Annotated in this window: 23 protein-coding genes; 16 read left to right on the top strand and 7 right to left on the bottom strand. The window is 64.6% G+C overall.

Going from position 1 to position 25,588, the window contains the following annotated elements; genetic code table 11:
- Nucleotides 1-206: 206 nt before the first annotated feature.
- Complete coding sequence (locus G452_RS0102215; RefSeq protein WP_022660625.1) at nt 207-1,112, bottom strand: LysR substrate-binding domain-containing protein; 906 nt, start codon at nt 1,110-1,112, stop codon at nt 207-209.
- Between the two features lie 102 nt (nt 1,113-1,214).
- Between G452_RS0102215 and G452_RS0102210 the strand changes: the two genes are divergently transcribed.
- Both G452_RS0102210 and rsgA read left to right on the top strand, forming a co-directional pair.
- Nucleotides 1,215-1,826 carry an NHL repeat-containing protein gene (locus G452_RS0102210; protein ID WP_022660624.1) on the top strand — a complete coding sequence of 204 codons (612 nt, stop codon included), beginning with the start codon at nt 1,215-1,217 and terminating at the stop codon, nt 1,824-1,826.
- 166 nt (nt 1,827-1,992) lie between these two features.
- Nucleotides 1,993-3,102, top strand: a complete 1,110-nt coding sequence (gene rsgA / locus G452_RS0102205) for a ribosome small subunit-dependent GTPase A (RefSeq protein WP_022660623.1) — start codon at nt 1,993-1,995, stop codon at nt 3,100-3,102.
- Nucleotides 3,103-3,213: 111 nt separating this feature from the next.
- Here rsgA and G452_RS0102200 read toward each other — a convergent pair whose 3' ends face one another.
- Both G452_RS0102200 and G452_RS0102195 read right to left on the bottom strand, forming a co-directional pair.
- A complete protein-coding gene (locus G452_RS0102200) occupies nt 3,214-4,101 on the bottom strand; it encodes a tetratricopeptide repeat protein (RefSeq protein WP_022660622.1) in 888 nt (295 codons plus the stop codon).
- 77 nt (nt 4,102-4,178) lie between these two features.
- Nucleotides 4,179-4,967: a Mut7-C ubiquitin/RNAse domain-containing protein gene (locus G452_RS0102195; protein ID WP_235619577.1), complete on the bottom strand. Its 789-nt coding sequence runs from the start codon at nt 4,965-4,967 to the stop codon at nt 4,179-4,181.
- On the opposite strand from G452_RS0102195, the gene G452_RS0102190 reads away from it, so the two are divergent.
- From G452_RS0102190 to G452_RS0102170, 5 genes are all read left to right on the top strand, one after another.
- Complete coding sequence (locus tag G452_RS0102190) at nt 4,966-6,240, top strand: M48 family metallopeptidase (RefSeq protein ID WP_022660620.1); 1,275 nt, start codon at nt 4,966-4,968, stop codon at nt 6,238-6,240. The two genes, G452_RS0102195 and G452_RS0102190, sit on opposite strands and share 2 nt — an antisense overlap.
- Before the next feature lie 82 nt (nt 6,241-6,322).
- Entirely contained in the window at nt 6,323-6,832 is a 510-nt protein-coding gene (locus tag G452_RS0102185) for a Crp/Fnr family transcriptional regulator (RefSeq protein ID WP_022660619.1), read from the top strand.
- A gap of 42 nt (nt 6,833-6,874) precedes the next feature.
- Entirely contained in the window at nt 6,875-8,509 is a 1,635-nt protein-coding gene (gene pgm, locus G452_RS0102180) for a phosphoglucomutase (alpha-D-glucose-1,6-bisphosphate-dependent) (protein WP_040368110.1), read from the top strand.
- A gap of 105 nt (nt 8,510-8,614) precedes the next feature.
- Nucleotides 8,615-8,848 (top strand): DUF4160 domain-containing protein, encoded by a 234-nt coding sequence (locus tag G452_RS0102175; protein ID WP_022660617.1) that lies wholly within the window; start codon nt 8,615-8,617, stop codon nt 8,846-8,848.
- A 4-nt stretch (nt 8,849-8,852) separates the two neighbouring features.
- Nucleotides 8,853-9,293 (top strand): DUF2442 domain-containing protein, encoded by a 441-nt coding sequence (locus tag G452_RS0102170; RefSeq protein WP_022660616.1) that lies wholly within the window; start codon nt 8,853-8,855, stop codon nt 9,291-9,293.
- Nucleotides 9,294-9,363: 70 nt separating this feature from the next.
- On the opposite strand, the gene G452_RS21330 is transcribed toward G452_RS0102170, so the two are convergent.
- Entirely contained in the window at nt 9,364-10,386 is a 1,023-nt protein-coding gene (locus tag G452_RS21330) for a hypothetical protein (protein WP_155887501.1), read from the bottom strand.
- 106 nt (nt 10,387-10,492) lie between these two features.
- Nucleotides 10,493-12,907, bottom strand: a complete 2,415-nt coding sequence (locus tag G452_RS0102155) for a GGDEF domain-containing protein (RefSeq protein ID WP_022660613.1) — start codon at nt 12,905-12,907, stop codon at nt 10,493-10,495.
- Nucleotides 12,908-13,008: 101 nt separating this feature from the next.
- Between G452_RS0102155 and panC the strand changes: the two genes are divergently transcribed.
- From panC to G452_RS20350, 9 genes are all read left to right on the top strand, one after another.
- On the top strand, nt 13,009-13,857 hold the full coding sequence (panC, locus tag G452_RS0102150) for a pantoate--beta-alanine ligase (protein WP_022660612.1): 849 nt from the start codon (nt 13,009-13,011) through the stop codon (nt 13,855-13,857).
- A 5-nt stretch (nt 13,858-13,862) separates the two neighbouring features.
- Nucleotides 13,863-14,234 carry an aspartate 1-decarboxylase gene (gene panD / locus G452_RS0102145; RefSeq protein WP_022660611.1) on the top strand — a complete coding sequence of 124 codons (372 nt, stop codon included), beginning with the start codon at nt 13,863-13,865 and terminating at the stop codon, nt 14,232-14,234.
- Between the two features lie 25 nt (nt 14,235-14,259).
- Complete coding sequence (metK, locus tag G452_RS0102140; protein ID WP_022660610.1) at nt 14,260-15,435, top strand: methionine adenosyltransferase; 1,176 nt, start codon at nt 14,260-14,262, stop codon at nt 15,433-15,435.
- A 330-nt stretch (nt 15,436-15,765) separates the two neighbouring features.
- Nucleotides 15,766-16,968 carry an efflux RND transporter periplasmic adaptor subunit gene (locus G452_RS0102135; RefSeq protein ID WP_022660609.1) on the top strand — a complete coding sequence of 401 codons (1,203 nt, stop codon included), beginning with the start codon at nt 15,766-15,768 and terminating at the stop codon, nt 16,966-16,968.
- A 4-nt stretch (nt 16,969-16,972) separates the two neighbouring features.
- Nucleotides 16,973-20,092, top strand: coding sequence for an efflux RND transporter permease subunit (locus G452_RS0102130; protein ID WP_022660608.1), 3,120 nt, complete (start codon nt 16,973-16,975; stop codon nt 20,090-20,092).
- Complete coding sequence (locus tag G452_RS0102125) at nt 20,089-20,589, top strand: MarR family winged helix-turn-helix transcriptional regulator (RefSeq protein ID WP_022660607.1); 501 nt, start codon at nt 20,089-20,091, stop codon at nt 20,587-20,589. The genes G452_RS0102130 and G452_RS0102125 overlap by 4 nt, the downstream gene beginning before the upstream one ends.
- 160 nt (nt 20,590-20,749) lie before the next feature.
- Entirely contained in the window at nt 20,750-20,962 is a 213-nt protein-coding gene (locus G452_RS0102120; RefSeq protein WP_022660606.1) for a hypothetical protein, read from the top strand.
- A gap of 15 nt (nt 20,963-20,977) precedes the next feature.
- On the top strand, nt 20,978-21,427 hold the full coding sequence (locus G452_RS0102115; RefSeq protein WP_022660605.1) for a hypothetical protein: 450 nt from the start codon (nt 20,978-20,980) through the stop codon (nt 21,425-21,427).
- Between the two features lie 67 nt (nt 21,428-21,494).
- Complete coding sequence (locus tag G452_RS20350; RefSeq protein ID WP_022660604.1) at nt 21,495-24,023, top strand: PAS domain S-box protein; 2,529 nt, start codon at nt 21,495-21,497, stop codon at nt 24,021-24,023.
- A 118-nt stretch (nt 24,024-24,141) separates the two neighbouring features.
- Here the strand turns inward: G452_RS20350 and G452_RS0102105 are convergent, their stop codons facing one another.
- Together G452_RS0102105 and G452_RS0102100 are read right to left on the bottom strand one after the other, a co-directional pair.
- Nucleotides 24,142-24,714, bottom strand: a complete 573-nt coding sequence (locus G452_RS0102105; protein ID WP_022660603.1) for a hypothetical protein — start codon at nt 24,712-24,714, stop codon at nt 24,142-24,144.
- A gap of 453 nt (nt 24,715-25,167) precedes the next feature.
- Entirely contained in the window at nt 25,168-25,434 is a 267-nt protein-coding gene (locus G452_RS0102100) for a hypothetical protein (RefSeq protein WP_022660602.1), read from the bottom strand.
- Between the last annotated feature and the right edge of the window lie 154 nt (nt 25,435-25,588).

Here is a 25,588-nt window from a genome sequence, read left to right as displayed (position 1 = left end):
GACAATAGACCCGCCGCTTCCAGGGGAGGATGCGCCTCCGTTCAGCCTTCTGCCCGGCGCAGCCCCGCTCGTTCAACGGAAGCTGTAATCCATTCAATAAGAACAGGGAAGAACATCACTATCGCCCGTCTGAAACAAAATTTTATTCACTCTGTGCCAGGGGTTTACTGAAAAATATTTTACTCTTTCCTGCACGGCGGATCGGCTCAGCGCCCAGGTGCCGTCTCGGAATGGACCCGGCGGCGCAGCGCCTCGAGAAAACGCTGTACCAGAACGGTGTCGTTTTCCGGTCGCCAGGCCATGACCAGCTCCACATCCGGGAACTCGCCGACAAGGGGCCGATATTCCACGCCGGAGTGCGGCATCCTCCCGGCGGAGCCGTGGAGAAAGGCGACCCCCATGCCTGCGGCCACCAGCGCGCTCATGGTCTGCTTCGTGCTCGCCGTCTGGGCGATGACGGGCCGCACTCCCTGCTCGCGCAGGCGGGTCATGATCGTATCGTAGAGCGCGGGCTGGGAGGAGCGGGGATAGAGCACCAACGGGATGCCGTCCAGGGCCTCCAGGGGAACGCGTTTCAGCTTCGCCAGAACATGGTTCCGAGGCATGGCCAGCACGTACTGTTCCCGCAGCAGCGTCTCGTGGCGGTAGCCGCGCAGGTTTTGCCCGAACAGCCGGATCACCCCCACGTCGATCTCCCCGCGCCGCAGCTCTTCGAGCTGCCGCAGGGTGCACATGTCGCGAAGCACGAGGTGAACAGCCGGATATTTTTCTCGATAGTCGCGAACGGCATCCGGAAACGGCGTGTCCGAGGCAGCCCCCACGAAGCCCACGCGCAGACGTCCCTCCTCGCCGCGCGCCATGGCCCGCACCGCGTGCGCCGCCCCTTCCACCCGCTCGAGTATTTCACGCACCGAGTCCAGAAAACGCGCTCCCTCCGGGGTCAGCTCCACCTTGCGGCTGCTGCGCCGAAGCAGGGGCACGCCCAGCTCTTCCTCCAGCCGCTTGATCTGCTGCGAGAGCGGCGGCTGGGCGATATGCACGCGCTCGGCGGCACGCCCGAAGTGCAGCTCCTCGGCCACGGCCTGAAAATAGCGCAATTGTCGTAGCTCCATGATCGATATCTATTACGTCTCAATGCGTGCGTAAAGATATATTGGACCTCTTACGGAGCCCAGGCATAGCATTTCTCCAGAAACCCCAACCACGGAGGAAGCATGAACCGTCTTTCCGAACAAGCAGCGCGCGGGCAAAAGGGAATGAACAGCGGGATCCATACGGAACAGGGCGCGCGGCAGAAGCGAAACGCCCTGCGGCCAAGCCGGGGACGCGGCTTCTTCCGCAGCCTGCCCGCCATTCTTTCTGTCTCCGTGCTGGCCCTTGTTTGCGCATCGGCGGCCGCTCTTGCCGGGGGAGCGGGACCAAAGGCCGTTCCCGCTCCTGAACGCACGAGCCTGCGCGGCCTTGCGCGGCCTGCGGCCCTGGCCTTCGACAGGCGCGGCAATCTCTACGTCGCGGAGCAGGGCGAAACGCGGGGCGCGGGACGGATAATCCTGCGCACCCCGGACAACGAGACCATTCTCATCGCGGACGGACTCGACTCTCCCGCCGCCCTGGCCGTGGACCAGAACGGCGGCCTGCTGGTGGCGCTTCGCGGTTCCGGCGAAATCCTGCGCATTCACAAGAACGGCAAGCGCACGGTCTTGGCGCGCGGCCTGGACCGTCCGGCAACCCTGGCGCTGGACCGCGACGGGGGCATCTGGGTCGCCTGCGGAGACGGCAGCCTGCACCGCGTGGAACGCCCGCAACCCTCTCCTCCCGCGCGGTGACGCGCGCCCGCGCCGCTTGACGCGCGCAGGCGAAAAGGCGTAATTGCTGCCCTTCATGCTGGATCTTGCGTAGCACCATACCCGGACCCCGACGTCCCCTGGCCACCGCCTCCGCGAACATTCCCGGAGGACGCTTTTGTGCGGCCTTTTTCCATGGAGCTACGCCATGTCGTTTCACGACCTCATCGACCTTGGCTGGTCGTCTTTCTATTCTGCGTCATTCGATTCCCTGAACAGCTGCGGACTGCTGCCCGCGCGCGTGGCGCGCGCCGAGCGGGAGCGCTATCTTCTCCTGCACGAGCAAGGCATGTCGCAGGCCGTGCTCGCGGGCAGGCTGCGGCATGAAGCCCTCGCCCCCGGCCAATTGCCCGTGGTGGGCGACTGGGTCGCCGCGCGCACGGGCAGCGCACCCGGCGCGAACGAAACAGCCGGGCCGCAGCGCGGCGCGGCGCGGATCGAGGCAGTGCTGCCCCGGCGCACCCTGCTCGCTCGGCTCGACCCTTCCCACGGAAACGCGCGCCAGGCCCTGGCGGCCAATGCCGATCTCGTGCTGCTCGCCGCCGGACTGGACCACGACTTCAACCCGCGCCGCCTGGAACGGGGTGCGGCGCTGGCGCGAGAGGCAGGAGCCGAACCCGTGGTCGTCCTGACCAAGGCCGATCTGCGGCCGGACCGCCGCCGCGAGCTGGCGCGGGTCATGGCTGCCGTTCCCGGCGCGCACGTCCTCTCGCTCAGCTCGCATACCGGGGAAGGGCTCGACGAACTGCGCGCGCTGCTTGCTCCGGGGGTCACGGCGGTCCTGCTCGGCTCTTCCGGCGCGGGAAAATCCACGCTCGTAAACCGGCTGCTCGGCTGCGAGCGCCAGCGCACCATCGAGGTGCGCGAAGCCGACTCGCGCGGACGGCACGCCACCACCCACCGCGAGCTGTTCCTGCTGCCCGGCGGCGGGCTGCTCATCGACACGCCCGGCCTGCGCGCCTTCGGGCTCACGGGCGGCGACGGCGTGGAAGACCTCTTCGCGGACGTGGAACGCTTCGCCGTCCGCTGCCGCTTTCAGGACTGCCGCCACGAAGCCGAGCCCGGCTGCGGCGTCAAGGAGGCCGTGGAGCGCGGCGACCTGGACGCGGAACGCTACCGCTCCTTCCTCAAGCTGCGCCGCGAGGCCGAACGCTTGGAGCGTTCCCGGGCCAGCACCCCGGACCTGGAAGCGAAACAACGGGAAAAAAAACTGAGCAGGCTGCAAAAGCGGTTCACGAAGACTCATTCCAAAGGCTGAGCGCCCTGGGGCGCGGAGGGGGCCTGAGCCCGGCTCTTCCCATCCCCGCGCCAAGGAAAAAGCCCCCGCACGGACACTCCGGGCGGGGGCTCGTCTATTGCGCTGCGGTCGCTACATGTCGAGCTTGATGGATTTCTTGGGCTTGGCCGGAGCGGGCTTCGGAGCTTCGGCCCCGGCGGCTCCGGACGCCGCGCCCTTTCCGTAAATTTTCGGGCGGACCTGGTTGCGGAGCTTGCGCGCCTCCACGTTCAGCGGATTTTTCTTGAGCACGGCCTCGGCCACGTTCAGGACCGTGGACCAGTTGCGGCGCGAAAGCGCCACCTTGCCCAGACGAATGTAGAGATCCTCGCGCGGGCCGAGCATGCGGATGGCGTTCTTGATGGCTTCCTCGACCTTGTCCATCTGGCCGAGCACCTCGTAGCACATGATCAGGGAACTGTGGGCGCGCTCGTCGCGGGAGTTTTCCTCCAGGCCCTTGCGCAGGTATTCCACGGCCTCCTGCACGAGGCCGCCCATGAGCATGCGCGTTCCTATGTCCGAAAGCAGGCCGGGCTGACCCGCGAACTGGTCCGCCGCGCGCCGGAAGAGCTTGCGCGCCTCCATTTCCTCTTTCTTCTTCAGGTGCACCTGGGCCGCGAGCAGGCTCTCGTCCAGGTCGAGCATGCGCTTGCGCAGCTTTTCCAGCCGGGCGCGGTCGATGGCTTCCTTGAGCTTCGCGTGCAGGTGCGAGAGCTTCGCGTGCAGCTCCCGCTCCTTGCCGCGCACGTAGTGCACGCCGCGCGGCATGACGCGCTGCATGGTGCGCAGGCCGTTGAGGTCGCGCAGGGCTTCCACGATCAGCGCCTCGATCTCGAACTTCTCGCGCCCGAAGACCTTGTTGCCCACGAGCCCGTCCACTGCGTCGCGCAGGCAGCCGAGACAGCGCAACAGGTCGCCTTTCTGACAGGCGGCCCGCGCGCGGGCGATGTCTTCGCGTATTTCCTTGGCCGTCACGGACATGCGTTCTGCGCCCTCCTGGGAACGTATTTTGTTCAAATAATATACCACGGGCACTTAATCAAGGCGGGAAGCGGCATTCAGGGAAAAGACAACCCCAATCGCGCATACCGCTCCAGCATGCGCTCCTGGTGCGAGCCCGGCCAGTAGATCCGCTCGCACGAAGGACACATCTGAAATCTATGATAATACCGCTTCGTTCTCGGCTCCAGGCGATGCAGGATCGCCGCCTTTTCCACGGGCCGCAGCAGCTCGTTGCAGCGCAGGCAGCGCGAAAAACGGACCGCCTCCGATGGAATCGGATAGAGCGCGAGCACTTCGCGCAACTGGTCGTCCGGAAGGTTTGCGCGCACCAGCCTGCCGTGCGCGATGCACGAACGCTTGAGCAGGGCGCGGTCGCGGCTGAGAACCACGCGCCCCTCGGCCTCGGCGATCTCCGCGATGCGCTCGTCCGTCCAGCAGCGATCATACGCCGTGTCCAGGCCCAGCCCGCGCAGCAGCGGCACCAGCCCGGCCGCGTTTTCGTCCACAACGAAACGCAGCCCGTGCGGCAGCGCCGGGCGCAGGAGTCCGTCCCGCATGGCATCCACGGGGCCGCCCGGCCCTGAGATATCCAGGACTTCTCCCGGCTGCAACGCATGGCCGAACCCCACCTCGCGCGGCGCTCCCGCTGCCGTCAGAAGCAGCAATCCGTGGATTTCGGTATGCGGAACGCCCAGGCTCTCGGCCACGTCCTTGATTGACGCCCTGCGGGTCACGGGATACCGTATTTCGCCATCGGAGTGCGCCCTGCGCAGGAGTTCCGGCAGGTCGCCGCGGAACCGCAGCACAGCCTCCGAAACCGCTCGAAACTCCATACGGGTCGCCATGAACGCTTCTCTCCTGCTCCTGCTCGGCTGCATCCTGGCCGCCTGGTTCGCAAACACGCTTTCCTCCCTGCTCGACGCGCGCCGCCTCTCGCCCGCGCCGCCCCAGGGCCTGGAAGACATCTACGACCCGGAAGAATACGCCCGCTCCCAGCGCTACGCCCGCGCCCGGCTGCGGTTCGGCGCGCTGGCCGAAACCTGGGACACGCTGCTCGTGGCGGGATTCCTGATCCTCGGCGGCTTTCCCCTGGCCGACGAGCTGGCCCGGCAGGCGGCCCAGGGCCTCGGACTGGCCGGAGCCTGGGCCGAAACGGCCACGGGCCTCGTCTTTTTCGCCATGCTCGGCCTCGCCCACGACCTCGCCGGTCTGCCCTTCAGCCTGTACCACACCTTCGTGCTTGAGGACAGATTCGGCTTCAACCGCACCAGCCCGGCCACCTTCGTACTGGACCGGCTCAAGGGCTGGCTCCTGGCCGCGCTCATCGGCGGACCGCTCCTGGCCGTGATCCTCTGGCTGCTGCGGGTCTTCGGACCTGGCGCGTGGGTCGGCTGCTGGGCCATCGCCGCCGCGGTCTCGCTCCTGCTGGCCTATGTTGCCCCGACCTGGATTCTGCCGCTGTTCAACAAATTCAGCCCGCTGGAAGACGACGCCCTGCGAGCGGACATAGAAGCCCTGGCCCAAAAGGAAGGCTTCGCCCTGTCCGGTCTTTTCGTCATGGACGGCTCGCGCCGCAGCGCCAAGGGCAACGCCTTTTTCACGGGCCTGGGGCGACGCAAGCGCATAGCGCTCTTCGACACCCTGCTGGAAAAGATGAACCGCGACGAAATCCTCGGCGTGCTGGCCCACGAGGTCGGCCACTGGAAACTGGGCCACATCCGCACGCGCATCCTCATCGGCATCCTCCGGCTCGGCGCGCTGCTCTGGCTGCTCTCGCTGCTGCTCGGCTGGAACACGCTCTTCGCGGACCTGGGCCTGCCCGCCAGCGGCCACGCCGGGCTGGCGCTCTTCTCCCTGCTCCTGGCTCCCGCTTCCCTGCTGCTCGGCGCGCTGACCAACGCCCTTTCCCGTCGGCACGAATACCAGGCCGACCGCTTCGCCGCCCGCGCCACGGGCGCGCCCCTGGCACTGTCCTCGGCCCTGAAAAAACTCGTGCGCCAGAACCTCGCCAATCTCACGCCCCACCCGCTGAGCGTCTTTCTTTTCCATTCGCACCCGCCCCTGCCGGAGCGGCTCGCGGCCCTGGACGCACTGGCCGAAAACGCCGACCAGCCCTGAACCGCGCCGTTTTTCTTGCCGCGTTTCCGGGTTTGGGCCATACTGCCGTGGATTCAGACAGCCAACGTGAAAGGAGCACGGCTTGATCGAAAAACAGCTCGACCATGAAAACGAGGAGATCATCTCCCGATTGCGGCGCATGCGCGTCTTCGATACGCTCGGCGACCGCCAGATGATGGAAATCATCAAGCTTTCCCGGCTGCGAAAATACGACCCCGGCGAAGTGCTCATCCAGGAAGGGGAATACGACCAGTACATCTACTTCCTCATCGGCGGCGACCTCGCCATCGAGAGCAATGGCACCGAGGTCGGCCACATCCGCCGCCTGGGCGACGTGTTCGGCGAGATGGGCATCATCGACGGCAGCCCGCGCTCGGCCACCATCCGGGCCGTCGGCCCCAGCCTCTGCCTCGCGGTGGACGGCGCGTTCATGGACCGACTCCAGGGCGCGGACAAGCTCATCGCCCAGGCCGTGTTCTACCGCATCTTCGCGGAAATCCTGGCCGTGCGCCTGCGCGACACCAGCAAGCGCGCCGCCGACATGGAACGCCGCCTCGCCGAGCACGGCCTGCTCGACGACGAAGAACAATAATCCCGAACGACTCCAAGGAGCGACAGCGTGAGCGATATCCAGATGCGCCCCGGCCACAAGGCCCCGGCCGAACTGCTTCCGGACCTGACCGAAATGCTCCGGGCCTATCATGAGATCGCGCCCGACCCGGAAAACCAGGCCCAGCAGGTCGCCTTCGGCACCTCCGGCCATCGCGGCCGCTCCCTGGCCGGGAGCTTCAACGAGGCCCACATCCTGGCCGTGACCCAGGCCATCTGCGAACACCGCGCCGCAGCGGGCATCACCGGGCCGCTCTTCCTCGGCATGGACACCCACGCCCTTTCCGAACCCGCGCAGCGCAACGCCATCGAGGTCTTCGCGGCCAACGGCGTGGGCCTGTTCATTCAGCAGAACCAGGGCCACACCCCCACCCCGGTGATCTCCCACGCCATCCTGACCTGGAACCGCGCCGGCAGCGGCGGCACCGCGGACGGCGTCGTGGTCACGCCCTCGCACAACCCGCCCACGGACGGCGGCATCAAGTACAACCCGCCCTCGGGCGGCCCGGCCGGACCGGAAATCACCGGCCCGGTCCAACAGCGCGCCAACGAACTCCTGAAAAACGGCCTCGCCGGGGTCAAGCGCATGCGCTACGAGCGCGCGCTCAAGTCCGGGCTGGTGCGGCCCTATGATTTCGTCATGCCCTACGTGCGCGACCTCGCGAGCGTGGTGGACATGGACGCCATCCGGGGCGCGGGACTGAAGATCGGGGCCGACCCCCTGGGCGGGTCCGGCCTGGCCTATTTCGATCCCATCGCCGAGCTGTACGGCCTGGACATCGAGGTCGTGAACCGCACCCTGGATCCCACCTTTGGATTCATGCCCCTGGACCACGACCTGAAGATCCGCATGGACTGCTCCTCGCCCTACGCCATGACCGGGCTCATCGGCCTCAAGGACCGCTTCGACGTGGCCTTCGGCAACGACCCGGACTTCGACCGCCACGGCATCGTCACGCCCCAGGGGCTGATGAACCCGAACCACTATCTGGCCGTGGCCTGCGAACACCTCTTCACCACGCGCACGGGCTGGGCCAAGGGCGCGCGCCTGGGCAAGACGCTCGTGTCCTCCTCCATGCTCGACCGCGTGGCCGAGCACCTAGGCCGCGAGCTGTACGAAGTGCCCGTGGGCTTCAAGTGGTTCGTGGAGGGATTGCTGGACGGCTCCCTGGGCTTCGGCGGGGAGGAATCCGCGGGCGCGAGCTTCCTGCGCCTGGACGGCGCCGCCTGGACCACAGATAAGGACGGGATCATCATGGACTTGCTGGCCTGCGAGATCACGGCCACGGGCAAGAATCCGAGCGAACGCTACGCCGAACTGACCGAACGCTTCGGCGAGCCCGTTTACGCCCGCATCGACGCGCCCGCGTCCCCGGCGCAAAAGGCCGCCTTCAAGCAGCTCACCCCGGAGATGGTCGCCGCGTCCGAGCTGGCGGGCGAACCCATCCTCGCGCGGCTGACCAGCGCGCCCGGCAACGGTGCGTCCATCGGCGGGCTCAAGGTCACGACCAAGAACGGCTGGTTCGCGGCGCGGCCCTCAGGCACGGAGGATATCTATAAAATATATGCGGAGAGCTTCCTGGGGACGGAGCACCTGGCCCGGATTCAGGACGAGGCCAAGGCCATTGTCGGCGCGGCGTTCCAGGCCGCCGGGGCGTAGAGGGGACAACAAACCGCATTATTGATGGGAGCCGCTCGGCTCCCTTTTTGCTGGCCAAGCATTGACATGGTGCAACCAGTGCACTAGCTTAAACCAAGGGAAGTCATGCCGACCATCATCGTGATCAACGGCCTCAAGCTGTGCATCTACGGAGACGACCATGCCCCGCCGCACTTTCATATCCTGGGACCCGACGGGCATTTCCAGGTCGATCTTAGGTCGTTTTCAATTCTGGAGGGCGGGCGGCTTCCACAACACTACCGAGCCGTCATGGATTGGGCGCGAGAGCACCAACATGACCTGCTCGCAAAATGGTCCGACCTGAATGAGAGAGGATAGCGCCATGAAGCAACAACCGCGCATCAAGAGCATCGCCCCCCTGGAGCCCTTCCGTCTTCGAATCGAATGGCGGGACGGCTCCATTAACGAAGTGGACCTCTCAGCGTTCCTGCATACCTACAAGATATTCCGGCCGCTGCGCGAAGAGCCTGCATTGTTTAGGCAGGCCAAGGTAGGGGAATGGGGCTGGGACATCACCTGGGGTGGCGACATGGACATTTCCGTCAGCACGCTTTGGCGGCTCGCGCTGGAACAGGCGGGTGAAGCCATGCGCGCCGAGGAGTTCCGCGATTGGCGAAAGCGCCACGGCCTTTCGCTCTCAAGCGCGGCCCAGACCCTCGGACTGAGCCGCCGTATGGTCGCTTACTACGACAAGGGCGAGCGGATCATCCCGAAGTATGTCCGGTTGGCCTGCAAGGGGGCGGAAGCGGAATTGGGGAGGTAGCTGCTCCCGATGCAAAGAGGGGACTCAGGACGTAGGGACGACGAGAGACTTAAGTAGCAACCCCCTCGCTTTAAGTGGGTTCAGACTTCATCGCAGCCTTACCCAGAATTTCGACGACCGGGTTAATCGTTTGAGCTTCTTTCTCTTGGGACTCATACCCAGTGGGACGATTTACAAAGGCTGCCTGGCAAGCCTGTAACAGTATAGCTTCCTTAACTTGCTGGTCACCGCTCCCCTCGACAAAAGCACGGAATGTCATCAGAGCATTTGCTCTATGCTCATTTAGCACCTTATTATGCAGACAAGATTTGTAATTTCTTGCACACCAAAATACTCCGAAGGACAATGTCGACAACAATATAACCTTGCTTACTGTGTACTGGATTACTTTCGGAGTTGTGTCAATGTTGACATAAAAACTCATAACAACATACCCGACAGCAACACTTAAAGTTATAACTGACGAAACAATAGTCGCCCACATCCAGCATTTGGAAAGATCGGCATAAGAATCGGAAGCCGACTTAAATATATGGGCATTAGAAGAGACTCCTGCTTCAGCGGCTTGCTCCTTGACCGCCTGTAACGCAGCCTCTGCCTCTTCTCTTTGCTGTTCTAGCAGCTTCTTAAATTTGAGATACTCTTCTTCTATTGTAGCGCGATACCCCTTAGCTTCTCTCTCTATTTTGGAATAGTCAGTTGCCTGAGTCGCTGTAAACGCCAAGGGGAGAACAAGTGGCTCCACAAAATCGTCATAAGAATTTTTAACATCTTGAACTATTGCTTTACACACGTTTGCAGGTGTATTCTGATTTATATCAAAATCTTTCACCTTAGCAATATTTGCTAAAAGCAATTTGCAAGAATTTATTATGCCCTCAACATGCTGAAGCGGCAGCCGATTTATCTGCCTTTGGTGCAGTTGCTTTACCACATCAAGCATCTTCTCAAAATGAGGGACGGCATCTTCGAAGTTTATCTCTCTCGTCAACTCCTCGGTGCGAGCTAGCCCCTTCGCATCAACACTTTCCAATTGCGCTAATAATTCTTGGGCCTCTTTGATCTTCTCGTTGCGAACTTTCGGTGCAGCCATGTCGCCCAATCCTCCACAGCTAATAGGCAATCATATTAGACCGCAAAAGCAAGCACCCACCCAATAGATAAAAAGATACACGAAAGCAATGTCTTTATTTGCTCCCTCACCCCGCCATTTTCCGCGCTTCCGCCGACCTCGCCTCGTCCTCCTTGCCCTGAATCTCCAGGGCGCGGACGAGCAGATCCCAATAGTCATCCCTTTCCGGGGCCAGTGCCGAGCACTGGCGCGCCAGCACTTCCGCGATCTGCGGGTCTTCGCCCGAATCCAGATACAGCTTTGCCAGCAGGAACATGGCGAAGTGGTCGTTGTGGTTGGCGTTCAGCGCCAGGTGCAGGCATTCGCGGGCGCGTTCCTTGTCGCCCCGGTCCACGGCCAGCCGGGCCAGGTGCCGCATGGTCAGCGGCTCGCCGCCGGGCAGGCCCGCGGCCTTGAGGTACCACTGCTCCGCCCTGTCCGGGTCGCCCGCCTGTTCGGCCAGCGCGCCCAGCCGCAGCATGCTGTAGACGTGCGCCGGGTCCAGCTCCAGGCAGCGTTCGAAACTCGTCTTGGCCCGTTGCGCGTCGCCCATGCGCTGGCTGATCCAGCCCAGGTTGTAGAGGGCCATGAGGTCGTCGGGCGCATGCCGCAGGGCCTCCTCGAACTGGCCGCGCGCCTGTTCGTGCCTGCCGAGCTGCGCGTAGCAGATGCCCAGCGAGTTGCGCGCGAGCACGTTGGCCTCGTCCGCGAGCAGCGAGAGCTTGAACTCCTCCACTGCGCCGAAGAGGTCGCCCTGCATGTAGAGCCTGTCCGCCGAGATGTTCAACGACACCGAGTCGAAGGCCGCTGCGCGCGGATGGGGCAGGAGCAGCGCGTGATCCAGGGCCTTGCGCGCGTTTTCGAGCATGTCCGCGCGGGTGAAGGACATATAAGGGTAGACGCCCGCTCCGGCGGCCAGTTCCAGTCCGCGCCGTTCCGCGTCCGCCACCACCTCGCGCAGGAGCGTTTCGGCCTCGCCGCGTTCCAGGCCGGGCAGAAACCAGACCACGCTGCCCAGGCCGAATTCGCCGCCCACCGAGCCTTGGGGCGCGCGCGCCTCCACCAGTTCGGCCAGGGTGCCCATGCGCGAGCGCATGGCGTTTTCGTAGCCGCGCGCGTAGCCGTCCGCGCCGGAGAGCACCTTGAACAGGCCGAGGGCGAAGCGTTCCGGGCCGCGCCGCAGTCCGGGCCAGCGGGCCATGAAATCCCTATGGGCGAAGAGTCCGGTCACGTCGTCCTTGTGCGGCACGTCGTCTCCTGCTTGCTGGCGGTCGTATCCGGCACCCTCCTCGGCCACGAGCACGAGCCGGTCGCCCGTTGCGATGGGCACGGACGGGTCCGCCGGGTGGAGCACCTCGGCGAAGGCCATGTCTTCCTGCACCTCGATGAGCACGGCTTCGCCCTTGTGGGTGACGGGGCTGGAGCCGGAGAGGCGCTCCTCCTCCGTGACCTCGGCGAGCACGCTGCGCGGCGGGCCGGGCGGCAGGAGCAGGAAACGCTGGCCCACGCGGGCCTCCACGTCGCGCCCCAGGCTCACGGTCAGCCGGCCCATGGGCAGCACCTCGAGCACCTTGCCGCCCTTGGGCAGGATGTCGGCGAAGCCGAACACGCGGTTGCGTCCGTGGTGCTTGGCCGTGGAAACGGCCTTGTTGGCCTTGCGCAGCAGGATGCGCGCCCGTTCGGGCGTGTCGCGCAGCAGTTGCTGGCCGTTCATGCCCTGCGGGTAGCAGACGTGGCCGAGGCTGGCCGTGACGGAAATGGCGTCGCCGGTGACGGCGTCCTTGTGCACCAGCCGCGAGATGCCGGAGCGAATCAGCTCCGCGAGCTGGAAGCAGGCGCGGGGCCGCGCGTCCGGCAGGATCACGGCGAAGCGATCGTGGATCAGCCGTGCGGCCACGGCGTGGCGCGGGCAGATGCGCAGCATGGTGCGGCCCGCCTCGGCGGCGATGGCGTCGCCAACGGTATAGCCGTAGCGTTCGTTGATCCACATGAAGCGGTCCAGGTCCAGGGAGATGACCCCCAGACCGCCGGAAAAGCCTCCGGCCCCGCCGATCTCGCCCGCGCCGCCGGCCATGAGCGCGCCGTCCACGAGTTCTATCTCGCGTTCGAGCACGCCCAGGAAGTGGTCGCGGTTGTAGAGCCCCGTGAGCGGGTCCGTGATGCTGCGCTTGTAGAGCGCGAATTTCTCCAGCTCTGCGCGGGCCAGGGCCGCGAGGTAGAGCGGCGCGCTCTTGGGCGCGCTCAGCCGCACGCCGCGCGCCACGAACCAACCGAGCAGCTCGTTGTGCAGCACGAGCGGCAGGAGCAGTTCGCGCGCCGAGGCGCGGTAGGAAGGAACCGGGCCGCCCACCCCTTCGGGGAGTGACTCCGGGAAAAAGAGGCTGTAGGATTCGAACGGCACATGGACGCGCAGGGCGTCCTTGAGCGCATGTTCGAGCTCCACCAAGTCCCTGCCGCTCAGCCGGGGGGTTCCCCGCATCGGATCGTTGCGTATCGCGCTCATATTTCGGCACCTTACCCCCGGACCCCGCATTTCTCAAGCACTCTGCTGGACAACCGGGGCAAAATGGAATAGCGCTTTGACCCTCGCAGGAGGCATTCCCAATGATTACCATTCAAGACCCCAAAGAATTGCAGGCCGTTTGCCGCGCTTGGCGCGCACAGGGCCTGAGCGTGGCCCTGGTTCCCACCATGGGCTATTTCCACGCCGGACACCTGGCGCTCATGGACCGCGCCCGTCCCCTGGCCGACAGGCTCGTGGTTTCCCTCTTCGTCAATCCGACCCAGTTCGGGCCGGGCGAAGACCTGGACAGCTACCCCCGCGACCCGGAGCGCGACGCGGCCCTGGCCGAAAGCCGGGGCGCGGACGTGCTGTTCTCGCCGCCGCCCGGAGCCATGTACGCCCCGGACCACGGCACCTGGATCGAGGTTCCGGACCTGGCCAAGGGTCTTTGCGGCGCTTCGCGGCCCGGCCACTTTCGCGGCGTCTGCACCGTGGTGGCCAAGCTGTTCCATCTCGCTGGCCCGGACGTGGCCGTTTTCGGCGAGAAGGACTGGCAGCAGCTCGCCATCATCCGGCGCATGGTCCGCGACCTGGATTTCCCGGTGCGCATCGAGGCGCAGCCCATCGTGCGCGAGGCCGACGGACTGGCCCTCAGCTCGCGCAACGTCCGCCTGGACGAGGCCGAACGCGCCCAGGCCCCGCAGATCCGGCAGGGCCTGCTCATGCTCCAGGAGCTGGCCTCCGGCGGCGAGCGTTCCGCGGCCCGGCTGCAAGCCGCGCTGCACGAGCACTTCGACGCGCATCTGCCCCTGGGCGAAGTGGACTACATCGCCATCGTGGACCCCGTGACCCTGGCTCCCCTGTCGGAGGTCCGGAAGAAAGCGCTGGCCGCTGTCGCCGTGCAGATGAAGAATGCACGACTGATAGACAATTTTCTGTTGGAGGTGTAAGGAACATGCCCGGAAGGAGCTTTCTCAACGCCAAGCTGCACGGCGCGACCGTGACCCGCTCTGACCCGAAGTACCACGGCAGCCTTTCCGTGGACCCCGTGCTGCTCAAGGCCGCCGGGATTCTTCCGTACGAGCGGATAGACGTCTACAACCTCGGCAACGGCGAACGCCTCACCACGTACGCCATTCCCGGAGGCCCCGGAGAAATCTGCCTCAACGGCGCTGCGGCGCTGCGGGGCGAAGCCGGACAAAAGGTCATCATCGCGGCCTACGCTTGGCTCGCACCGGATGAAATCGAGAACCACGTGGCGCGGGTCGTGCTCGTGGACGACAAGAACGGAATCGAAAAGATTCTGGAACAACGCCCCTGCGATTGACCATATCCTTGAAGGAGGAGCACGCATGTTTTTTTCGCCGAAAGGAAAATACATCTTCACTTCGGAATCCGTGACCGAAGGACACCCCGACAAAGTCGCCGACCAGATTTCCGACGCCGTCCTCGACGCGCTCATCGGCCAGGACCCCAACTCCCGCGTGGCCTGCGAAACGCTCGTGACCACGGGCATGGCCTTCATCGCCGGTGAAATCACCACCACGGCCTACGCCGACCTGCCCGAAATCGTGCGCGGCACCATCAAGGACATCGGCTACAACTCCTCGGACACCATGGGCTTCGACTGGCAGACCTGCGCGGTGATCTCCTCCATCGACAAGCAGTCCCCGGACATCGCCCAGGGCGTGGACCGCACCAAGCCCGAAGAGCAGGGCGCGGGCGACCAGGGCATGATGTTCGGCTTCGCCACCAGCGAAACCGAACCCCTGATGCCGACCCCGATCTTTCTGGCCCACCAGCTTTCCCGCCGCCTGACCTACGTGCGCAAGCAGGGCATCCTCGACTTCCTCCGTCCGGACGGCAAGACCCAGGTGGCCGTGCAGTACAAGGACGGCAAGCCCGTGCGCATCGACAACGTGGTCGTTTCCTCGCAGCACGACGAGCACATCGCCTACGCCGACCTCGTGGAAGCCATCAAGAAGGAAGTCATCTTCCACACGCTGCCCCAAAACCTGCTCGACGACGACCTCAAGGTCTACGTCAACCCCACGGGCCGGTTCGTCATCGGCGGCCCTGTGGGCGACTGCGGCCTGACCGGACGCAAGATCATCCAGGACACCTACGGCGGAGCCGGAGCCCACGGCGGCGGCGCCTTCTCCGGAAAGGATCCCTCCAAGGTGGACCGCTCCGGCGCGTACATGGCCCGCTACGTGGCCAAGAACGTGGTCGCCTCCGGCCTGGCCCGCGAGTGCGAAGTGCAGATCGCCTACGCCATCGGCGTGGCCGACCCCGTCTCCGTGGTCGTGACCTCCCACGGCACCGGCGAGTGCGACGACGAGACCCTGACCAAGGCCGTGCGCGAAGTCTTCGACCTGCGCCCCTACTTCATCCAGAAGCGTCTCGACCTGCGCCGTCCCATCTTCCAGAAGACCACCAACTACGGCCACTTCGGTCGCGAGCTTCCCGAATTCACCTGGGAGCAGACCGACGCCGCGGACGATCTCAAGACCGCCTGCAAGCTGTAGAGCGGACCGCGCTGCGGCCCGACCCGGACCATCCAGGGCGGAAGCTTCGGCTTCCGCCCTTTTTTTGCGTCCGGCAATATTCCTCCGTTCAAGCTGCGGGGCCTGCGCATCGGCCATCCGTTTCCGCGCCTTGTGATATTTCCTCATCCGTTCGCGTCACAGCTCTTCGGCAAACCGGAAATATCCTTTCGTATCGGCAGGTTCATTCAAGCTTTCTTCGCGTTCACATCTCTTGACATTCCTTCGTCGCGGCGTTAGTCCCTGCTCTTCTATTAATTAGCACGCTAATTATTTCATACAACCCTCAGCTCAGTTCATCGGGAAATAAACGTGAAGATCACCAGCCTCCGCCCTTATTGTCTAGGCCTCCTGTCGCTCCTGGCCCTCGGCCTCGCCCTTTCCGGCTGCGGAGACGGCCAGCAGCAGGCGCAGATGCCCCCGCCCATGGTCAAGGCCATGACCCTGGAGCCCAAGGACCAGCCCCTGACCTTCGAGTACATGGGGCAGACCGCGGGCGCACGGGAGATCGACGTGACCGCGCGCACGGGCGGCATTCTGCTCGAACGCAAATACATGGAAGGCTCTTTCGTGGACGAGGGCGACCTGCTCTTCACCATCGACCCGGAAAAGTCCGACGCCAATCTCGCCCAGTATGCGAGCACCCTGGCCAGCGCCAGGGCCACCCTGGAAAACTCCCGGCGCGAGCGCGACCGCATCGTCAAGCTCTACAAGGACGGAGCCATCAGCGCGCAGGAGCGCGACGACGCCGTGACCGCCTACGAGACGGCCCTTGCCAATGTCCAGGAATCCGAAGCCAAGGTCCGCGACGCACGCATCGACCTGAAATACAACGAAGTCCGCGCGCCCATCGCGGGCGTGACCAGCAAGGAGGCCGTGAGCGAGGGCAGCCTGGTCATCGCCAACAGCAGCGTGCTGACCACCATCATCCAGCTTGATCCCTTCTACGTGAACTTCTCCATGCCCGGAGCCGAGGCGCTGCGCAATCGCCGCTGGCTGGCCGAGGGCAAGATGAGCCTTCCGGAGGAGGGCTACTCGCTGGAGCTGCGGCTCGTGGACGGCAGCATGTATGCCCCCAAGGGCTTCATCAACTTTTCCGACACCAAGGTCGATCCGCAAACCGGTTCCATCCGCGTGCGGGGCCAGTTCCCCAACCCGGAGATGATCGTGCTGCCCGGCCAGTACGTGCGCGTCTTCGTCAAGGGCGCGGTGCTCAACCAGGCCCTGCTCGTTCCCCAGCGGGCCGTGCTCTTCACCCAGCAAGGCCCCATCGCCTACGTGCTCGACAAGGACAACGTGGCCACGCCCCATCCCCTGACCCTGGGCATCGAGGTGGGCGAGGACTTCGTGGTCGAGGCCGGACTCAAGCCCGGCGACCGCATCGTCAGCGAGGGCGTCATCAAGGTCCGTCCGGGCACTCCCGTGAACGTCGCCCCGGACCAGCCCGCGGACGGCGGCAAGGCCGCTCCCGCCGAGGGCAAGAAGGACGAAGCCAAGCCCGAGGGCGGGGAGTAGTCGCATGTTCTCGCGCTTCTTCGTCAACCGACCCATTTTCGCCACGGTCATCTCGCTGGTCATCTGCCTCGCGGGCGGCATTTCCCTCTGGAACCTGCCCATAGCGGAGTTCCCGGAGATCGTGCCGCCCCAGGTCGAAGTCTCGGCCAACTACCCCGGCGCCAGCGCCGAGGTCATCGCCTCCACCGTGGCCGCGCCCCTGGAGCAGCAGATCAACGGCGTGGACAACATGCTCTACATCAACTCCACCAGCGCGGACAGCGGCACCATGAGCATGACCGTGACCTTCGCGGTGGGCACGGACCCCGACCAGAACACCATCAACGTGAACAACCGCGTCCAGGCCGCGGAGAGCAGCCTGCCCGAAGAGGTGCGCGCCCAGGGCGTCACCGTGCGCAAGAAGTCGGCCAGCATGCTCGAGGTCATCAACCTGGAATCCGAGGGCGGCCGCTACGACACGATCTACATGAGCAACTACGCGCTCGTGAACATCATCGACGAGCTCAAGCGCCTGCCCGGCGTGGGCGACGCCTCGGTCTTCGGCTCGCGCGACTACTCCATGCGCGTCTGGCTCCAGCCGGACAAGCTGGCCCAGCTGGGCATGACCCCGGCGGACGTGGCCAGCGCCATCCAGGAGCAGAACGCCCAGTTCGCGGCGGGCTCCATCGGCGCCCAGCCCCAGGCATCCCCCGTGGAGCTGCAATACACGGTCACGACCCAGGGCCGCCTCGCCAGCGCCGAGGAATTCAGCAACATCATCCTGCGCGCCAATCCCGACGGCACCATCCTGCGCCTCAAGGACGTGGCCCGCGTGGAACTGGGAGCCAAGTCCTACGGCATGACCTCCAAGCGCGAGGAAAACCCCTCCGTGGCCATGGGCATCTATCTGGCTCCGGGAGCGAACTCCCTGGCCACGGCCGAGCTCGTCAACGCCAAGATGGACGAACTGGCCCAGCGTTTCCCCGAAAGCATCAAATATACGGTGCCCTACGACACCACCACCTTCGTGCGCATCTCCGTCGAGGAGGTCCGGCAGACCCTGTTCGAGGCCTTCCTGCTCGTCTGCCTGATCATCTTCCTCTTCCTTCAGGACTGGCGCGCCACGGTCATCCCCGTGCTCGCCGTGCCCGTGTCCATCATCGGCACCTTCGCGGGCATGGAGATGCTCGGATTCTCCATCAACACCCTGACCATGTTCGGCCTCGTGCTCGCCATCGGCATCGTGGTGGACGACGCCATCGTGGTCATCGAAAACGTGGAACGCGTCATGCGGGTGGACAAGCTTCCACCCAAGGAAGCCACGATCAAGGCCATGAACGAGGTCTCCGGGGCCATCGTGGCCATCGTGCTCGTGCTCTGCGCCGTGTTCGTGCCCGTGGCCTTCATGGGCGGCCTGGCCGGAGAAATGTACAAGCAGTTCGCCGTGACCATCACGGTCTCGGTGGTCATTTCCGGCATCGTGGCCCTGACCCTGACCCCGGCGCTCTGCGCCCTGATGCTGCGCGACAAGCACGGCGCGCCGCCCCGGCCCCTGATGTGGTTCAACGTCTTCTTCGACCGCCTCACCAACCGCTACACCGCGGGCGTCCGCTTCCTGCTCAAGCGGGGCTTCCTGGTCGTGCTGCTCTTCGCCGCCCTCATCGGCTGCACCTGGAGCCTTTTCCAGCACGTTCCCGGCGGACTCGTGCCCGACGAGGACAAGGGCTACGTCATCGCCTACGCCATGCTCCCGGACGGCTCCTCCCTGAGCCGGACGGAAGCGGTAGCGAACGACATGACCAAAAAGCTCATGGCCCAGCCCGAGGTGGACACCCTGATCTCCCTGGCCGGCCTGGACCTGCTCTCCGGCACGAACAAGTCCAGCACCGTGACCATGTTCGTGCGGCTCAAGCCCTGGGAGGAACGCCCCGGCGCGGAGCACAGCTCCTTCAGCTTCGTCAAGAAGGTCTTCGGCCTGGGCTACCCCGTGACCGACGCCTACGTGCTCTGCTTCGGCATGCCCGCCATCAACGGCATGAGCAACACGGGCGGCTTCGAGGGCTACATCCAGAACCGTTCCGGGGGCAGCGCCGCCGACCTGGCCGACGCGACCCAGAAATTCATCGCCGCGGCCTCCAAGCGGCCTGAACTGGGACGCATCTCCACGACCTACTCGGCCAACTGGCCCCAGCTTCGCATCGACCTCGACCGTGAACGCTGCAAGGCCATGAACGTGCCCGTCAGCCGGGTCTTCACGACCATGCAGGCCACCTTCGGTTCAAGCTATGTCAACGACTTCAACCTGATGGGGCGGACGTTCCAGGTCAACCTCCAGTCGGAATCGAACTACCGCGACAATGTCAGCGACCTGAACAGCGTCTACGTGCGCTCGGACGACGACGACATGATCCCGCTCAGCGCCCTGGTCAGCGTGCAGCAGACCACCGGCCCTTACAGCGTGCAGCGCTACAACGTCTTCCCGGCGGCCAAGATCATGGGCAGCCCCGCAGACGGCTACAGTTCCGGACAGGCCCTCGCGGTCATGCAGGACGTGGCCGACGAGGTGCTCGGCCAGGACTACGCCCTGGCCTGGACCGGCTCGGCCTACCAGGAGATCTCCGCGGGAGACAGCTCCACCTACATCTTCCTGCTCGGCCTGCTCATGGTCTTCCTGATCCTGGCGGCCCAGTATGAAAAATGGACCTTGCCGCTGGCGGTCATCATGGTCGTGCCCTTTGCGCTCTTCGGAGCGATCACGGCCACATGGATGCGCGGGCTCTCCAACGACGTCTACCTCCAGATCGCCCTGCTCACGCTCATCGGCCTCTCATCCAAGAACGCCATCCTGATCGTGGAATTCGCGGTCCAGCTGCACAAGCAGGGACTCTCCATCGTGGAGGCGGGGGCCCAAGCGGCCCACCTCCGCTTCCGGCCGATCATCATGACCTCCCTGGCGTTCGTGCTCGGCGTGGTCCCGCTGGCCATCAGCTCCGGCGCGGGCGCGTCCTCGCGCCACGCCATCGGCACGGGCGTCATCGGCGGCATGCTCGCAGCGACCTTCATCGCCACCTTCTTCATCCCGGCCTTCTTCAAGATGATCATCGGGCTCACGGAACGGCTGCGCGGCGGAGGCGAGGACAAATGATCCCGGAAAAGCTGCCGGCCTGCTGCGGACGGGAGTGCATCGAATGGGGCAAGCGCGAGGGCTCGAACCTCCTCGGCCTGACCATCTACGAAATCTCCCGCGAGTGGCGCGCCCTGCTCGACCAGCGCCTGCGCCCCCTGGGGCTGAGCAACAGCCGCTGGATGGCCCTGAAGTCCGTGCAGTTCTTCGGAGGCCAGGCTTCCCAGAAGGAAATCGCCGAGAGCATGGGCGTGGAAGGACCGACACTGGTCCGGGCGCTGGATCAGCTTGAGAAGGACGGCTGGGTGCGCCGCCGGGTTTCCGACCAGGACCGCCGCGTCAAGCTCGTCAGCCTGCTGCCCAAGGCCGACAGACTCCTGGAGAGCATTACCCGAATCTGCTTCGAGGTGGAAAAGGAAGTGCTGGGAGGATTCGAGGAAAAGGAACTCGCGCTGTGCCATGGCATTCTTCTCCGGATGCGATCACGCATCTACGGGCTGAACGGCAAGGAAGAATAACGGATCATGATGCAAGGCCGGGCTGAAAAGCCCGGCCTTTTCCTTCCGGGGGATTCTCCCGATTCCCCGGACGCTGGCAGTCTTTTCCCTTATCGTGTACTTTCAAAGCGATATCCGAGATATCGTCACCGGGACCGAACCACGTCAAGGAGAGAGGCACATGAGCGAAGGATTCATAGGTCTTCTGGTCGTCATCGGACTGATCTGGCTGGCCATGCGGTCCAAGAAGCGCCGCGGCAGGAGCTACAACTCCGCCTACTACAGCACCTATCACCAGGGCGCCGACGGCGACCGGGACGGCGACGGGATTCCGGACAGCATGGATCCGGAACCGGACACCCCTGCTGATTCCGGCGGCTCCGACGACGATTAGTTCGAGAGGCCGACCTTGATTCTCGCCGTGGATGCGGGCCTGCGCACCGGACTGGCCTTGTTCGGCCCGGACGGTCGGCTGCGCTGGTGCCGCTCCCACAACCTCGGCCGCGCCTCCCGGCTGCGGCGCGCCGCAGCCGGGCTGCTGCGGGAATATTCGCCGGAACTGCTGGTCGTGGAAGGGGGAGGCGTTTTCGCGGAAATATGGCTGGACGAAGCCGCGTCCCTTGGAATGGAAACCATGCAGATCAGCGCCGAGCAATGGCGCGAGGTGCTGCTTCTGCCGCGCGAAAGGATCGACGGCAAGACGGCTAAACGTTCCGCAGACAAAGCCGCACGGAAGGTCGTGGAATGGTCCGGTGCGCGCCGCCCCACCTCCCTTCGCCACGACGCCGCCGAAGCCGTGCTCGCCGGATTCTACGCGGTACTCAGAAAAGAACTGGTCCAGGACTCCCCGCTGCCGTAAGCCGCCTGGACAGCACTTGTTTTCACTGTTAGATCAACGCTATATTCGTCCCCGGAGTAGCCAGAACGTGTTCAAACCCCTGCTCTCGCGCCTTGGGACCCGGTTTTCCCTCGTCCTTCTCGGCTCCATCCTGGCCACGGCGGCACTGGTGGCCTTCGTCTCCCTGGATCAAATCAACGATCTCGGTCAGTTCTCCGCAGAGCAAAACGAACGGAACATCCGCGCACTGGCCCGCGACGGCCTGACCACGCTCATCGCCGAGCGCGCCCGCCATTACCAATCCGTTTTCAAGCAGGCGGAAAGCGAGGCCCGGCTCATCGCCTCCGGCGTGGGGCGCGTCCTGGACGACAGAGAGTTTTACGGTGCGAAGAATTTCAACGAGAAGGAAACGATAGAGCGACATCCGGTCAACGGCGTATTCACCAACGACTACTCCAGCCTCGCCTCCGGCACCTACTGGGATTCGGACGCCGTGACCCCGAAGGTCATCAAGGAATTCAACGCCCTCTCGCACGTGGACCCGCTCCTCCGCCACGCCAAGGATTCCACGGCCGGATCCGTGGCCGCCTGGGCGATCACGGCGGACGGATATTCGCGCTATTTCCCGAACGTGCACCACGCGGACTTCATGCCCCGTCCCGAGACCTACGATTTTCGCGACGACATCTGCTTCACCAGCGCGGCTCCCGAGCACAATCCGTCCAAGAGCCTGGTCTGGAACGAAATCTACCAGGACTCCATGGGGCAGGGGCTCGTGGTCACGGTGAGCATGCCCGCCTACGGCAAGGACGGGCGCTTTCTCGCCTCCACGGGCATCGACATCTCGGTGCAGCGGCTGGTCCGAAAAGTGCTCGCGGGCCTCGGCGACACGGGCTTCAGCTTCCTGATCACGGGGGAAGGCAAACTCATCGCCTTTCCTGCCGGTCGGCTCGCCCTTTTCGGATTGGGTCGGGACACGCAGCTCATGCCCGGCGAACTTCTGCGCCACAAGCTCAATGACTCCAGCTCGATCCAGGTCCGACAGGTGGCCAAGAGGATGCTCTCCGAAGACGAAGGCATCGCGCCCCTGGTGCTGGACGGCGAACCCTACCTGCTGGCCTTTCAGCGCCTGCCTGCAACGAACTGGCGGCTGGGATACGTCGCCGCCGAGGACGAGCTGCTCTCCTCGGTGCACCGCACGCGCCAGGCCCTGGACCAGGCCCGCGTGGACACAACGCGCAGCATTCTGATGGTGACGCTCCTGCTCCTGCCCGTCTGCTTCGCCACGACCCTGTTCTTTTTCATGCGCAACCTGTTCAGCCCGGTGCGCCGCATTCTCGACGTGATCCGCCGTGTCGCCAGAGGCGACATGGACGCGCGCGTGCACCTCAGCCAGAACGACGAACTTTCGGAACTCGCCGAAGCGGTCAACGACATGACCGACCGGCTCACGGAAAAGCAGACCTTCCTGGCCAGGGCCGAATCCAAGTACCGGACCCTCTTCGAAAACGCCACGGTGGGACTCTACCGCTCCACTCCGAGCGGCCAGCTGCTCTCGGCCAACAAGACCATGGCCAACATGTTCGGATTCACCTCCCCTGCCCAATGCGTCAGCGAAATGGTCGATCTCGCGTCCCAGGCCTACGTCAATCCCCTGGACCGGGAGCTGTTCCGGCGCAACGTCGAGCAGACCGACAAGCCCGAACCCTTTGAGTTCCAGATGCGCCGCGTGGACGGGACCATCATCTGGGTCGAAAGCACCGCCAAGACCGTCCGGGGCACCGGCGGCGACGTTCTCTTTTACGAAGGGTCCATGATCGACATCACGGACCGCAAGCGCGCCGAGGAGTATCGCAAGATTCTCTCCCGCGAGCTGATCCGGATCCAGGAATTCGAACGACGGCGCGTGGCGCTCGACCTGCACGACAACGTGGCCCAGGATCTCTCGGCCCTGAAGATCGCCTTTGAAACGCTTTTCGACGACGAGGGCAGCCTGGCTCCGCGTACCCAGGAGCGGGCCACGCGCTGCGCCGACATCCTCGGCAAATCCATCGCCTCGGTACGCAACATGGCCCACGACCTGCGCCCTTCCGGCCTCGACCAGATCGGACTCGTGCAGACCCTCGCGGACTACTGCCGCAGCTACGGCGCGACAACCGGCCTGCGCGTGGACTTCAGCTCCGCGGGCATGGACAATGTCCGCCTCGAGGGGGATGCGGGCATCCATGTCTTCAGAATTCTTCAAGAAGCCTTGAACAACGTGCGCAAGCACTCGCGAGCCGACGAAGTCAAGGTGCGCCTGGTGGCCTCCCATCCCAACGTGATCCTGCGCGTCGAGGACAACGGCGAAGGCTTCGACCCCGCGCTGCGGACCACGGAGGCGCTTTCCGAAAAGCGCATGGGGCTGCTCGGCATGCGCGAACGCGCCGACATGCTCGGCGGCCGATTCGATCTGCAATCCCTGCCGGGAAAAGGCACGCGCCTGCTGGTGGAATTCCCCCTGCCCGGCCAGCCTCCGGCCAACGGCGGTCGGAACGCGAACGGCCAGCAACCAGCGCAGGGCGAGGAATCCCCGCCGCTCTCCCAAAAGGAATGGCCCCCGGACCCTGCGGACTGACGCTCGGACGCGAGTCCACGCGCCTTCCTGCGGGCGCGCGCAAAAAGGCCCCGCGGAGCAGCGCGTCCGCAGGGCCGTTCCCGGCTCGTCCCGCCAAAGGACAGCTGGCGCGACCTGCTCAGGGTTCGGCGTATTGATCGCCCAGCAGCAGGACGGCCAGATCCGCATCGCGATGGTAGGTGATGGAAAAGACGGCGCAGTTGTCGGTTTCATGCTCGCAGAGAATCCAGCGCGTGCTGACGCCGTCCCTGGTGCGCTCTTCGTCGCAGTAGCGATCCCAGAGCGAATCATACAGATAGACGCGACGATCCTCGGTGCCGTATATCCGGGCATATTCGCGCACCAGCTCGTCATAAGCGTCCCTGCCCCGCGCCTGCGCGCGGATGACGCATACATAGTCATCGCAAAAACCGAACTCCACGCGTTCGAGCGGCACCTTCCCGAACATGGAGGGTGCGGTCGCGGAAGTGTAATACATCACGTCGTAGTCGCCGCTGACCTCGTCCTGCACGTGCTCGGTGCGCACGAAGGTCATTCCCCCAAGGTCGCTCATGAACGCGCCCATGCGCACGCCCCCGAACTCGCCGGGAATGGTGTTGCCGTCGTCGGCCAAGGCCTCGCCCGAACCCACGGCGAGCGCAACGGCGGCGCAGATCAAGCCCGCCAGAAGCATTCCGGGCATTCGTTTCATAGTCCTCCCTCCGTCAAGCCCCCGCGAATCCGTCCGTGCCTGCGGCCCCGACCAGGGCCATGAAGAATCCTTGCGGAAAAGCATATCCCAGCTTCGCCGCATTTGCACGCGGTTGCCGAAGAAAAGGAGGAGGTTGGGCAAAAAATAAACGACAAAGAAACCGGGACTGCCGCGCTCAAGCAGGCGAACCTTGCTCGTCCTGCCCGCGCCGGGCTGCGGAACCGGGCCGAGGCAGCACCGTCAACAGCAGCCGTCCTTGGCCCGCCGCCGTCTGACGCACGAGGCGCGCCTTTGCATGGCGAATCACGCGGGCCACTATTTCCAGCTGGTCCGGTGCGATCTCCACCTCGAACACCGTCGCGGGATCGGCTGCGCGGAGCCCCGAACCGAGCTCCCGAAATCCGCTTCAACAATCCCGCCAGCATTCCACGCGGCGAATGCGTTCGTCCTGCGTCATTTCCGCTCCTTGCGGGCCTCGTCGAGCTTGTATTTGCGCAACGCGCCGAGCACGTTGCGCAGGAGCGCGTTCACGCAGTTGACGTGGTGGCTCTCCTCGTCCAGCGGCGGACTTTCCGGAAACTGCTGGAGCACCAGGGACAGCGTCATGATCGATTCCTCCACGGGATCACCGCCCGCCTGAATCAAATCCTGGAGCGTCGCCGCATACGCATACATGTTGTTCCAGCGGCTGTCCGAATAAAACGGGTTTGACTCCCCCATGAATCCGCTCCTGTTGGCGTGTGGAAAGCTGTTGTGTAGGGTCCGCAGTCCATGAACGTCAAGGCCGAGAAAACCCTGCGATTATTCTTCGGCAAACCTTGTACGTCGTTCCCTCTCTGTGCTATCCAGTAAACAGTCGTCTCTTTACGCTTCG

Origin of the sequence: Paucidesulfovibrio longus DSM 6739 (assembly GCF_000420485.1) — a bacterium.
In the GTDB taxonomy this organism is placed as follows: Bacteria; Desulfobacterota; Desulfovibrionia; order Desulfovibrionales; family Desulfovibrionaceae; genus Paucidesulfovibrio; species Paucidesulfovibrio longus.
The sequence above is the reverse complement of the archived record's forward strand: the minus strand, read 5'-3'. Positions and strand labels throughout refer to the sequence as shown.

Excerpts from the sequence above, each read along its gene's own strand:
- panD (WP_022660611.1), top strand. The coding sequence starts at position 13,863 with ATGCCCGGAAGGAGCTTTCTCAACGCCAAGCTGCACGGCGCGACCGTG.
- G452_RS0102190 (WP_022660620.1), top strand. The coding sequence starts at position 4,966 with ATGAACGCTTCTCTCCTGCTCCTGCTCGGCTGCATCCTGGCCGCCTGG.
- G452_RS21330 (WP_155887501.1), bottom strand. The coding sequence starts at position 10,386 with ATGGCTGCACCGAAAGTTCGCAACGAGAAGATCAAAGAGGCCCAAGAA.
- G452_RS0102200 (WP_022660622.1), bottom strand. The coding sequence starts at position 4,101 with ATGTCCGTGACGGCCAAGGAAATACGCGAAGACATCGCCCGCGCGCGG.
- G452_RS0102100 (WP_022660602.1), bottom strand. The coding sequence starts at position 25,434 with ATGGGGGAGTCAAACCCGTTTTATTCGGACAGCCGCTGGAACAACATG.
- G452_RS0102170 (WP_022660616.1), top strand. The coding sequence starts at position 8,853 with ATGAAGCAACAACCGCGCATCAAGAGCATCGCCCCCCTGGAGCCCTTC.
- G452_RS0102175 (WP_022660617.1), top strand. The coding sequence starts at position 8,615 with ATGCCGACCATCATCGTGATCAACGGCCTCAAGCTGTGCATCTACGGA.
- metK (WP_022660610.1), top strand. The coding sequence starts at position 14,260 with ATGTTTTTTTCGCCGAAAGGAAAATACATCTTCACTTCGGAATCCGTG.
- G452_RS0102120 (WP_022660606.1), top strand. The coding sequence starts at position 20,750 with ATGAGCGAAGGATTCATAGGTCTTCTGGTCGTCATCGGACTGATCTGG.
- G452_RS0102155 (WP_022660613.1), bottom strand. The coding sequence starts at position 12,907 with ATGAGCGCGATACGCAACGATCCGATGCGGGGAACCCCCCGGCTGAGC.
- panC (WP_022660612.1), top strand. The coding sequence starts at position 13,009 with ATGATTACCATTCAAGACCCCAAAGAATTGCAGGCCGTTTGCCGCGCT.
- G452_RS0102210 (WP_022660624.1), top strand. The coding sequence starts at position 1,215 with ATGAACCGTCTTTCCGAACAAGCAGCGCGCGGGCAAAAGGGAATGAAC.
- G452_RS0102195 (WP_235619577.1), bottom strand. The coding sequence starts at position 4,967 with ATGGCGACCCGTATGGAGTTTCGAGCGGTTTCGGAGGCTGTGCTGCGG.
- G452_RS0102215 (WP_022660625.1), bottom strand. The coding sequence starts at position 1,112 with ATGGAGCTACGACAATTGCGCTATTTTCAGGCCGTGGCCGAGGAGCTG.
- rsgA (WP_022660623.1), top strand. The coding sequence starts at position 1,993 with ATGTCGTTTCACGACCTCATCGACCTTGGCTGGTCGTCTTTCTATTCT.
- pgm (WP_040368110.1), top strand. The coding sequence starts at position 6,875 with ATGCGCCCCGGCCACAAGGCCCCGGCCGAACTGCTTCCGGACCTGACC.
- G452_RS0102125 (WP_022660607.1), top strand. The coding sequence starts at position 20,089 with ATGATCCCGGAAAAGCTGCCGGCCTGCTGCGGACGGGAGTGCATCGAA.
- G452_RS0102105 (WP_022660603.1), bottom strand. The coding sequence starts at position 24,714 with ATGAAACGAATGCCCGGAATGCTTCTGGCGGGCTTGATCTGCGCCGCC.
- G452_RS0102130 (WP_022660608.1), top strand. The coding sequence starts at position 16,973 with ATGTTCTCGCGCTTCTTCGTCAACCGACCCATTTTCGCCACGGTCATC.